5 protein-coding genes and 2 pseudogenes are annotated in these 11793 nt (G+C 42.0%); 2 read left to right on the top strand and 5 right to left on the bottom strand.

Going from position 1 to position 11793, the window contains the following annotated elements; translation table 11 throughout:
• A pseudogene (locus LGZ98_RS17385) lies at nucleotides 1–101 on the top strand (IS982 family transposase); the annotation flags it as partial.
• 89 nt (nucleotides 102–190) lie between these two features.
• Here LGZ98_RS17385 and LGZ98_RS17380 read toward each other — a convergent pair.
• From LGZ98_RS17380 to LGZ98_RS17365, 4 genes are all read right to left on the bottom strand, one after another.
• Nucleotides 191–5275 (bottom strand): non-ribosomal peptide synthetase, encoded by a 5085-nt coding sequence (locus LGZ98_RS17380; protein ID WP_262978329.1) that lies wholly within the window; start codon nucleotides 5273–5275, stop codon nucleotides 191–193.
• 263 nt (nucleotides 5276–5538) lie between these two features.
• The gene (locus tag LGZ98_RS17375) at nucleotides 5539–6450 is read right to left on the bottom strand and encodes an isochorismatase family protein (protein ID WP_262978328.1); all 912 of its coding nucleotides are present in this window, start codon (nucleotides 6448–6450) and stop codon (nucleotides 5539–5541) included.
• A 16-nt stretch (nucleotides 6451–6466) separates the two neighbouring features.
• The gene (locus tag LGZ98_RS17370; protein WP_262978331.1) at nucleotides 6467–8098 is read right to left on the bottom strand and encodes a (2,3-dihydroxybenzoyl)adenylate synthase; all 1632 of its coding nucleotides are present in this window, start codon (nucleotides 8096–8098) and stop codon (nucleotides 6467–6469) included.
• 13 nt (nucleotides 8099–8111) lie between these two features.
• The gene (locus LGZ98_RS17365; protein ID WP_262978327.1) at nucleotides 8112–9299 is read right to left on the bottom strand and encodes an isochorismate synthase; all 1188 of its coding nucleotides are present in this window, start codon (nucleotides 9297–9299) and stop codon (nucleotides 8112–8114) included.
• A 363-nt stretch (nucleotides 9300–9662) separates the two neighbouring features.
• Between LGZ98_RS17365 and LGZ98_RS17360 the strand changes: the two are divergent.
• Nucleotides 9663–10313, top strand: a pseudogene (locus LGZ98_RS17360) (IS110 family transposase); the annotation flags it as partial.
• A gap of 386 nt (nucleotides 10314–10699) precedes the next feature.
• On the opposite strand, the gene LGZ98_RS17355 reads toward LGZ98_RS17360, so the two are convergent.
• Nucleotides 10700–11704, bottom strand: coding sequence for an IS110 family RNA-guided transposase (locus tag LGZ98_RS17355; protein WP_262978326.1), 1005 nt, complete (start codon nucleotides 11702–11704; stop codon nucleotides 10700–10702).
• Between the last annotated feature and the right edge of the window lie 89 nt (nucleotides 11705–11793).

Here is an 11793-nt window from a genome sequence, read left to right as displayed (position 1 = left end):
TGTTGTGCGTTTTAGGTGGATTGATTGCTTACTGCCTTAAATTGAAGAAGCCATCACTGAAAGTTTTCTACTCAGAAGAAGATTTCTCAATGACGGCTTAAGCAGAATTCGGGTTACTTAATATGTTAATCCAGCAATAACCTATACCCCCAAGAAGTTATTTAACTCTTGGGGGTATATATATCAAACGTTAATTCAATTCATTCTCTATATAATTGACTATCATATCGGCACTAATCTCTTTTTCAACTATTCCTCCTTGAATAAGAATGTTCGTCGTTTTTTCACATTTAATTTTCGCAGATTTTGACTTGAGAGGAATATTGTCTAATCCTTCTACTGGGCCTAATTCTATATTTTTATGATCTAAATACTCTTTAATAAAAAAAGGAATTGGAATTTCTTTGTTATTTTCTCTAAATCCTTTAAGCCTTTCAATAAATGTTGAAAAAGGAACGATCAGGATTTTTGAATCACACAAGCTATTATATTGCTCGATAATTTTTTCGAGGGTATAGGAGGTGTTCGCTACGATATGATAATTGCCATTATGTTCATTGGAATGGGTGGATAAATAAATGACTGCCTTGGCAACAAAATCAACTGGAACGGTACTGACATCTATATCTTCTCCTTTGAAGGCCAGGCCCGTCAGTCGGCAGGTTCTAAGCAGTTGCCCAAGCCATTGATTTCGATCATTTTGTGGATTATTTCTAGAGCCACTGATTAAACCCAGTCTGAAAATATTTGTGATAAGCCCCTTCGCACGGGCCCTAAGAACCAGAGCTTCAGCTACCCATTTACTTGAACAGTATCCATTCTGGCTGTTGTGTTTTTGAATATCGAGCGGAGTGTCTTCTTCAGCCGTGTCTTGAGCACGATTGTTGAAGACTCCAACTGTAGACAGTGTATTGAATACTTTAACTCTTGTTTGTGTAGCAAAGTGAAGGAGGTGATTTGTTCCATCGACATTAATTTTTTTTATCATGTCATAAGTAGCCAAATGGTTCATATGCACCGCACAATGAAAAATTGTATCAACAGTTGCACTCAGTGAACTATATTCTTTTGACGTCATCCCTATTTTTTCTTGCCCCAAATCCCCATTAACAATAGTAATCCTTCCGATATAATCTTCACACCACAATTTTGCGTTTTCCAGCGTACTCTTCAGCCTGAAAAATCCATCGTTTTTATTATCTGCACGTATCAAGCAGGTCAGATTAACGTTCTTATCCTTCAACAGTTCATGAAGAATATATTTGCCAACAAATCCTGTGGCACCGGTTAAAAAAATATGACGTTGGGACGGATCGGGTACTCTTATCATTGCAGTTGAAAAAGATATTTCTTTCATTGCCGCCACTTCATCTTCAAGGCAGAGAAAGCGCTCTGTTATTACATTATCCATCATTCTTCTGATGGTTCTTTGAGAGTAAAATGCTTTGACAGGAATATCTAACGCTATTCTTTGCCAAATTTTACTTCGCAATATAAAGACGTTGAGTGAACCTCCACCCACTTTGAAGAAGTCATCATCAATGCCCGTTCTCTCTCTTTTGAGAACCTCAGACCAAATTTCGCATAAATTTTCTTCCGTACTGTTACGTGGTGCGCTATAAGCAAACCGATCGTTGAACTGACAGGCAGGCAAAGCACGATGGTCAAGTTTTCCGTTTATCGTCAGCGGCAGAGACTCCAATTGAATGTATCCTTCTGGAAGCATATAGTCTGGTAATAAATGAGATATTAAGTCATCTATAGTTTCAGTATTAATATTTTTGTTGTTCATGACCAAATATGCAACAAGACGAAGCTGCCCGTTGTGTTCCTGTGTAACAACAGTCGCTTTCCCAATATCGGCATGCTTCATCAGGGTATTCTCGATTTCCGCTAGTTCTATACGGAAGCCACGGATCTTCACTTGGAAATCGTTACGACCTAGGTATTCCAAATTGCCATCCGGAAGCCAGCGCACCAGGTCGCCCGTTTTGTATAAACGGGTATACCCCTTAGCCCTGTCCTCTTCCGTGGCAAACGGGTTATCAATAAAACGCTCTGCCGTGAGCTCTGAGCGGTTTAAATAACCGCGCGCCAAGCCTGCCCCACCAATGTAAAGTTCACCAGGAACACCAACTGGCAAAAGCCGAGCTTCAGCATTCAGTACATAAGATTTATAATTAGGAAGTGGGCTGCCAATGGGAACAGAACGATTTGACTCAGTCCACCTGTCTAGTTTAAATGTATTACTCGTAATAGTGCTCTCGGTAGGACCATAAGTATTAATTATATCCCAGTTGCCTTGACGTAAGGAAGGAGGAAGAACCTCACCTCCTGCTATGATCTTTATTTGTGGCCATTTAATATGATCACGCATAGCCAATAACCAACTAGGTGTTGCTCCTAATCTATTAACCGAATATTCATTAATGATATTTTGTACCTTACTATAAAGTAAAATATCTTCGCTAGGCAAAATCACTAACTGAGCACCAGCTAATAGTGTTACGAATACCTCCTCAATAAACGCATCAAAGATATAGTTAGGTATGAGTAAAGTGACGTCCGAAGGCTGAACTGGGTAATGATTGATTAAACCTTTAATTAGGTTATTAATGCTACGGTGTTCAATCATCACCCCTTTAGGCTGTCCCGTTGTGCCTGACGTGTAAATCACGTACGCCAAATCCCCAGACCCACTCACTGGCTCTGGAGTCTCTATTGGTAGTCCTTCCGTTGCCTGCTCTCCATCCGCGGCCATTAACAAAGGTGCTCCCGGTCCGTCATCCATCAGCTCTTCTAGTACTGCTAAGTATTGTCGCTGTGTTACCAGCAACGGCGTCTTGGTGTCACTTAAGATGAAGACCGTGCGCTCAGGCGGGTATTCCGGCGATATTGGTACGTACGCCCCCCCCGCTTTCAGTACCGCCAGGATACTAATGATCATCTCTAAGCTGCGCTCTAAATAAAGTGCAACCAGTGTATCTGCTGGCATCGACTGACCACATTGCTGTTGATAACTCTGACGAATGGCATGTGCTAACCGGTTGGCTCGCTCATTTAATTCTCGATACGTCAACTCTTCACCTTCAAACACTAAGGCAATGTTATCCGGCGTGATATCCACCTGCTCTTCAAATAACTGATGCAGGGTGCTGTCATGAGGATACGCAGCATCTGTCCGGTTCCAAGTATGCAGCAAAGTTTCACGCTCTTTAGCAGAGAGTACAAAAACATTTTGTATTAGAGTACAAGGCGTTTCAGCAAACTGTTTTAATACTAACTGGTACATTGACACAATCCGCTCAATTGTCTCAGTATTAAACAAGCTCACGGAGAAATTTAAACGACCGACTATCGTATTAGGGCCTTCAAATAGATTCAGATATAAATTGGTAGAACTAGGTAAGTTTTCGTCAAGAAAAGCCGTAGCATAAGGCAGGGACTGTTGATCAAAATGTTCGACCATAAACATCACTTGAAACAAACAATGAATTGAAGTGTTTTGTGCTCCACCGGCTGTTTCAACTAAACACTCAAAAGGTAAATCTTGATGTGCCTTAGCACCGATGACTATCTGATGTACCTGACTGACTAACTCTCGCACACTCTGAGTCTGCGATAACTGTCCTCGCAATAATAAGGAGTTTACAAGTTCTCCAATCAATAAATTGGCTTTCGTATGGTATTGTGTATCCTTTTTCGTACCAACCAAAATATCTGTTTGTCCCGTCAACTTCGATAGCACCACGTACCAAGCACTCAAGAGGACTGAAAATAAGTTTGTTTCTTCTGACAGGGCTAAATAGCGCAATCTATTTGAAATATCATCAGACAACTCTAATGTAATATTTCGCCTATTGGAGTCAACTTGAACAGTTCTTAGATTATTAATTGGCAAATTTAAAATTTCATAACCATCAAGGGCTTCCTGCCAATAAAGCAAACTTTCAACAGTACAGCCATTGTTAACAATCCTCTCAGTTATGCGCATTTCAATTTCTTGGATATAATCTATAAAACCTGTTTTGATTTTTTCAACATCAGCTTTTGTATACATTCTCGGATTTGCGTCCAAGATAAACGCAACTGATTCATCTCGTTGCTTAATAAAAGCAAATGATATATCGTCGACTGGCCCGGTATTTAGTGTGTAAGGTTTGACTTGACATCCATCTAGTTCGATATTTTTATCGAAGTACATCACATTTATAGCTGGACCAAACAATTTATCTCGATATAGAATGCTTTTTAAATCATTTTGTAAGTCCTCGTAACGATAGCGCCAATGTTTCCTCCCAACCTTAATCTGGTCTATCAATGCAGCATTTAGGTCTAGCAGTGTACTTAAAGGCTCTATCTGTATCTTAATGGGCACCATATTTATATGGTTACATGGAATATTGGCAACTTTAGAACCCAATCGATTGGCAACAGGAAATGCAAAAACAGTTTCTTTTATTCCTGTGTATTTATAAAACAATGCACCAATTATAGATATCAAAAGCGTATCCCAATTGATTTTATATTGATTGGATATCATTTTTATTCGATTAAAATCACGAGCTGAAATCACAGTTGAGTTTGATATTTTTTCATCACTTGATTCTATAGAATAAGTGGAGAAGCTTCGAGGTGATTCGGTACTTAGTAAAAATTCCATCCAATATTTAGCATCTCTAGAAAAAAACTCTGACTGCCTGTATCTTTTTTCTTCAATCTCTAAATAGGTATAATCATCAAATGACAGTGAAATATTTTTTCCTTGTGAGAGAATTTCCTTGTACTGATCCAAAACAGCATTAACAATTAGAGAAAAACTATAACCATCACTAGCAATATGGTGTATGCACAAATACCAAACATAATGTTCATCACCTAACTTAATCAATGAATGTCGATAGTTTTCTCCTATTTCGATCGCTAGTCTCAAATATGTTTGTGCCCGCATATATGCCAACATATCGTTTTTTTTTGAGGTACTGCTAGACAAGTCGACATAAGAGATACGATTATTTTCAATATCCTTTGATTCAAGAATCCCGTGTACTAAAGAGAGATCCTCAAGTTTAAATGACACATTTAGCGTTGTTACATTTTGTAGGACATATTGACTGGCAGCCTCAAAAGACTTTAGACAAAAAGAACCCTTAAATTCAATATACTCAGCAGTATTGTATTTTGCACTGGTCGGCTCCAATGCCTGACCTACCCAAATTCCTGATTGAGCAGCTGTTAATGGCATACCTTGGATTGACTCATAACCTTTAGACATTTATTTTATTCCGACTTAATTTATATTTGAAAATGTATACGCCCATTCTTCATTCCGTTTATATTAACCCGCAGGGTATTTAGATCAGATTTTATGTGGCTACAAGCCACATAAAATCTGGATTCCTATGACGATGTAAATTGATGTCCCGTTAACATCAGCACATGTCCGCAGATCTAAATAGAGTTTCAAAATGGTAGGACACCGTTTGAATCATTACTGTGCGAGGATTCAAACTCTCCACTAACCTTGGCACTTCACTATTATGAAAAAGCATTTAATTTTCGACTTATTCTACCTCTTCGTGCAGTTTGTAACAGCTGCCACCAAGTATTTATGGAAGGAGACTTTGCAACGTCGGTAAAGGAGATATCTAACCCCCTATGTTGCCAATCACTTAGGAAATTCATCGTGCGTATCGAGTCTAGTCCTAGATCGATCAGGTTATCTTCGTCTATAATTTCAGTGACATTAATTTCTAACAATTCGGCAACTTGCTCCTTAAGTTGTTGCTTTGACCTAGGCAACTTTGAATCGGCATAAGCTTGAAGTTCACAAAGTAGTTTCTCCGTGGTTGTGACCGATCCACAGCGTTTGGCCACATAGTTTAAGGCATATAGATGGTCTTCTCGCGAGAAGTCACCCAAAGCATCAGCTACCATAAAGACCTGGATATCATTCATAAATGCTTCGGCGGCAGTCAGCATACAGCCAATATGGGCATAGACGCCGACTATAATAAGCTGATTTATTTGATTATTTTTAAGCTGTAGCTCCAAATCAGAACGTTTAAAGGCACTGTAGCGACACTTTTTTAGAAATAGATCTCCCTTTTTTGGCGCTAGCTCAGAAACCACCTGAGTACATTTGGGATCCTCGGGAATCCCTTGCCCCCAAAAATCTGTGAGCAGTGCTCTGTCATCAGGTGATTGGTTGCCGGGTTGGGCGGTATAAAAAACAGGAATACCAGCAGCCACACAAGCTTCTTTAATGGACTTTATCTGCCCAATAATGATTTCAATCATCTGTTTATCTTCATAAAAATCAACGAAATATTGCTGCATATCGTGAATTAGCAATGCCGCTCTGTCTGGTTCGACTTGCCAGTTGGTTCTGTTTTGAATATCCAAAGTGATGTCCTTAAGGGAGTAAGAATGGAGTTTTGGAATAGCCATCGTAAAACCTGTCTAGTTATTGAGGTGCAACGGAGAATTGAATGCGAAGACGTTTTTTATCAATCTTGCCGATAGCGGTTTTAGGTAACTCGTCAACAAAGTAGATCTGATCGGGAATTTTGTAGTCAGCAAGGCCTCTACTCCTTAAGAAACGTTTGAGTTCAATGCCGTTCAGCTTCTCTTCAGGATATTGTACAATAACGGCGCAGCTGCGTTCACCAAGGTATTTATCTCCCACGGCTATTAACGCAACATCGTGTACACCATAATGTTGACGTAGTTGGTTTTCGATCTCTTCGGCGGCAATTTTCTCTCCGCCACGGTTTATCTGGTCTTTATCCCGGCCTGTTACAATTAGGTCGCCACTTTGTGTTAGCTTGACAATATCACCAGTGCGGTAGAATCCGTCACTCGTAAAGGAGCGCTTATTATGTTGTGGGGCTTGGTAATAACCGCGAATGGTGTAAGGGCCACGAGTTAGTAAGATACCCTCTTCGCCTATGGGAACGGGTTTTCCCTCTTCATCAACCACTTTGATCTCATCACAAGGAGAGATGGGACGTCCTTGGGTCGTGGTAATAACATCTATTGGATCGTCAAGTCGGGTGTAATTGACTAACCCTTCGGCCATTCCAAATACTTGTTGAAGTTGGCAGTTTAGAGCTTTGGGCAAGGCTTGTGCAGCTGCTTGGCTGAATTTGGAACCACCAACTTGCAATAATTGCAAGGATGAAATATCACAACGAGTTTTAGCGGCATGTTCTGTCCAAAGTAAGGCTAGTGGGGGAACCAGAGCTGAAACTGTGATCTGATGTTGCTCAATCAGTCGAAAGGCATTATTAGGGGTTGGGTCTTGCGTGAGTACCACACAGCCGCCTACCCAAAAAACACCGAGTGCACCAGGCGAACTTAAGGGAAAGTTATGAGCAACAGGTAAAGCACAAAGGTAACGAGTTGTTTCATCAAAACGGCAGATTTCAACACTTGCTTTCACACTGTAAGCGTAATCATTGTGAGTTCTCGGTATCAGCTTCGGTGTTCCCGTCGTGCCACCGGAGAGAAGAAAAAAGGCAACATCGAATGGGTTGGAGCATTGTATTATATCGATCGGTGCAGTTATCTCTTCCATTGAGATAAAGTTTTTGTCGTAATCCTTCTTAAGCAAACCTTTAGTCAACACCAACTCAATTGATGCGCAAGCATTTTCAATCTCCTTAGCCAGTGCTAAATAATCGAATCCATCGTACTGAGCATCAATGATATATGCCTTAGCTTGAGTATGTTGACAAAAGTAACTTACCTCAGAGAAACGATGACCAGGTAAGGCGAGCACCGGCCGGATCCCTTTTTGGATCAGAGCAAAGAAGTAGATATAAAACTCCGCCACATTAGGCATCTGTAATACAACATGATCTCCGGCTGTTAGACCCATATCGGTAAAGCGAGCAGCATTTATATTTATTTGCAAAAAGAACTCTTTGTAGCTCAATTGGCGATTTCCACAAATAATCGCCGTGCGTTGCGGATACTGGTCGACGGATTGTTTCAAGTAGTCCCACAAGGTACGATTGCTCCAATACCCTCTGTTTTGATAATTTTGTATGAACTCTTCGGGCCAGGACGTGAAAGAGGCGTTATTAATATCCATTAACAAATTTACCTTAATCGATGAGTTGAACATTTAGTTCAATGCCGGTGGCCTTGAGCATGGTTGCCATTTTGGCATCCGTCTCTTCTAGTTCAGACTGCGGAATAGATTGGTCGACAATGCCCGCTCCAGCGAAAATTCTTAATTGCCGTTTTTGTACTTCGGCGCAACGAATGGTAACTACCCACTCTCCATTCCCTCGTGAGTCACACCATCCCAGCATACCGGTGAAGTAACCTCGTTCAAAACACTCTAGGTTTCGAATCGTTTTATAGGCTTTCTCTCTCGGGTAACCACAAACGGCTGGTGTTGGGTGGAGTTTGGTAGCTACTTGCAAGACGCTTAAGGTGGGATCGAGGACGTAGCCTTCCAATAAGGTCGAAAGATGCAACATGCTCTGAGTTTCGATGACAGATGGTATCATTGGTGTATAGAGGTTATCGCAATAATGGCTCATTACCCGCTCAACCTCTTCGACAACGCTCCTATGTTCATGAAGATCTTTCGCTGTAGTAAGCAGTGACTGTCTTGCTAAATTATTTTCACTTTTTATGGGGGAAAGAGGCCTTGAACCGGCCAGTGGATTTGAAATAATCCGATTCCCTGTTTTAGCTACCAGAAGTTCAGGACTAGCACCAATAAGCTTGGTTCCTCGGTCATCAATGTTGGCGGCAAAGGTGTATGCTTTCGGATTGGCCAGCAATAAATTTTTCAACAGTGTTTGAAAGCAAATCTCTTTTTCCATGTCTAGTTCAATCACTCGGGACAGAACGACTTTAGAAAGCTCTGTCGTTTCGAACAAGTCGAGGGTATCTTTCACCCCTTGTTTAAATCCGTCCCTAGTAGGGATCGAAACAGCGCTGGTGCACCTGATTTTTTTGCTTGGATGAACTCGTTGTGGACATATATTACTTGATACACAGAGTCGCTTGGGAATAACAAGGCGAGTTGGATGTTTCTCATGAAAAGGTACTATTCCAAACAACACTGGATTGTCTATCTCGCTACTTTTAGCGTCATTGAGTAGTTGCTTAGCCTCTGTGGCTAGTTTAGCAAAGGGAATAGGTGTTTCAACCAGCATTTTAACACCTACCCCCATTATAGTATTGAAGGGAGATGAGAAGAAAAAAGGGGCACTATCAAACTGTCTCTCGATGAGATTTTTCTCCATTTCATACTGGCTAATGATATCTCTCCTCATTCTATATTCCTTATAAAAAACGATTATTAATCATTTTTATTCTTATTTAATTTGTTTGCAAGAAATATAAAATCAGTTAAATAATAGTAAAATACTGTTATTAATTAACATGTTGAATAGGAATTGAACGAACTATGAAATTCATTCAGGTGATGATGCCCTAGGGGATTACCCTAATCTGGAACCGGTATTAACACAGCCCATTAACTGGGAACTGAGAGAATGTAATGAATGCATCCCAACCACTTAGCCTTTGGCATTGTGCTGGAATTGAGAGATGAGGTGTGGATCCTCGCAGATTTCCGGCCTTATAGTGCCTAACAACGGGAGACTGTTGCCCCTTGATGACTGGAGGATCCACCCATGAAATTCACTCCTTTTGGCGTCGATATTGCAAAACATCTGATGCAAATTCATTTTGTTGATGAATACACGGGTGAACTCATTGATAAGCCGCAGCGGCGGCAGGATTTTTTAACATTTTTCAGTAACCGAGAACCTTGTCTGATTGGCATGGAAGCGTGTGGTGGCGCTCACTATTGGGCTCGGGAACTGAGAAAGCTGGGGCATGAAGTGCGTTTGCTTCAGGCTAAATTTGTCAAAGCGTTTCGGATGGGCAACAAAAATGATGTTCAGGATGCCTGGGCCATTTGGCTGGCGGTCCAGCAGCCCAGTAAATCGGTTGCCGCCAAAAACGAAGAACAGCAGGCCATTTTGTCATTACACCGGATGCGCCACCAGTTAGTGAAATTCAGAACCGCGCAAATCAATGCACTGCATGGTTTATTGCTGGAATTTGGTGAAACCGTCCATAAAGGCAGAGCTTCACTGGATAAAGCGATGCCGGAGGTGCTTGAGCGGCTAAGGGAAAAGCTGGCTCCGTTCCTGCTTGAGGAGCAATACCACCGTTTGAGCGAAATCGATGAACAAATTGAACAGGTGGAAAAACAACTAACGGCGTGGGCAAAACAGAATGCCGATTGTCAGCGGATAATGAAAATTCCCGGTATCGGTGTCAGCGGATTACATCGAGGCCCGCAGCTCTGGCTGCAATAAGGCAGGATATGGAGCTGCAACCTACCATCGATGTCAGAGTAATTTTTGTCTTGCAAACGGGATGCGTTCATATAGAGCATAAAAAATCTATGGTCACCCTCGTTTTTGCAACACTCATTTTGATGAATTTTGGGCTTGCTTAAATCTATCCGGCGTCACTATAGGCAAGGAACCTGCGCCTCGATGAGTTCCGCGCCTGATGAACCTTAAAAGTGAGCCAGCTTCAAGGAGCCAATTTTTATACCAGGTTTCTCATTAGGCCGGTAGGCCGTTCATGTCATCAATTATCAGTCTTCGCAAAACCAGTGGGGTAATCGTTAAATAGATTCACAATGACGTCAGTTTCAGGCAACAAATACCGTGTGTTGTGTCGTAATAGCCCATGCTATCCGGGCGAGTTTATTCGCCAACGCACAGGCCACGAGATTAGAATGCTTTCGTTCAAGTTGCTGCTTAACCCAGTCAGCCAGTTTGCCCTTTCTATGCTCGATATGCAGTATGAACGTTCGGGCACATAGCACTAACAGTTGCCGGAGTGTCTTGTTACCCCGTTTACTGATCCCCAATAAGGTTGTCTTGCCCCCAGTACTGTACTGGCGGGGAACCAATCCCGTCGAAGCTGCAAAATCCCGGCTGTGTGCGTATTGCTTCCCATCGCCCAGTTGTGAGGAAAGCACACTCGCCGTGATAGGGCCAATGCCGGGGATCGTCATCAGCCGTTGTCCGGTATCATCCTGAGCAATCTCCTGTGACAGGACGGTTTCAATCTCGGTGATTTGTTCAACCAGATAGTGATAATGCGCCTGTAACCGCTGCAATACCTGTACCAGATACGGGGGAAATTCATGTTCAGCCAGTACAGTGGCGAGCTGTTTTATCACGGCAATCCCCTTCGGCATACTGATGCCAAACTCAAGCAGGAAAGCCTGCATCTGGTTAGTGGTTTTCACTTTATCCCGGACCAGCGATTCCCGGACACGGTGCAGGGCTCGCATGGCTTGTTGAGCTTCCGTTCTGGGCTGAACAAACCGCATTGAAGGGCGTGAGGCGGCTTCACAGATAGCTTCGGCATCAATAAAGTCATTCTTGTTAATTTTGACGAAGGGACGAACAAACTGCGGTGAAATCAGCCTGGCCTCATGCCCCCAATCAGCGATCCGCCTTGCCATGAAATGCGCGCCAGCACAAGCTTCCATCACCACCGTTGCCGGAGAGCAGCCAGCTAAGAATTCCATCAATTTAGTTCGGGTGAATTTTTTACGTAGCAGGGCTTTCCCCGAATGATCCTGACAATGGACATGAAAGGAATGCTTGCCGAGATCGATACCAATCAGTGCGATAGTGTTCATGATGATGGCCTCTTAAAAAAATAAATCACACGCTGTCAATATATCGCTAACAGGGTGAGGGCGACCATCTTGTATCTTTAATCTGGTTT

The sequence above is a fragment of the Photorhabdus kayaii genome, from assembly GCF_025384895.1.
Lineage (GTDB): Bacteria > Pseudomonadota > Gammaproteobacteria > Enterobacterales > Enterobacteriaceae > Photorhabdus > Photorhabdus kayaii.
This window is presented reverse-complemented; position numbering and strand designations above follow the sequence as displayed.

Coding starts and splice junctions, on each gene's coding strand:
- LGZ98_RS17365 (WP_262978327.1), bottom strand. CDS start 9,299: ATGAGGAGAGATATCATTAGCCAGTATGAAATGGAGAAAAATCTCATC.
- LGZ98_RS17380 (WP_262978329.1), bottom strand. CDS start 5,275: ATGTCTAAAGGTTATGAGTCAATCCAAGGTATGCCATTAACAGCTGCT.
- LGZ98_RS17355 (WP_262978326.1), bottom strand. CDS start 11,704: ATGAACACTATCGCACTGATTGGTATCGATCTCGGCAAGCATTCCTTT.
- LGZ98_RS17370 (WP_262978331.1), bottom strand. CDS start 8,098: ATGGATATTAATAACGCCTCTTTCACGTCCTGGCCCGAAGAGTTCATA.
- LGZ98_RS17375 (WP_262978328.1), bottom strand. CDS start 6,450: ATGGCTATTCCAAAACTCCATTCTTACTCCCTTAAGGACATCACTTTG.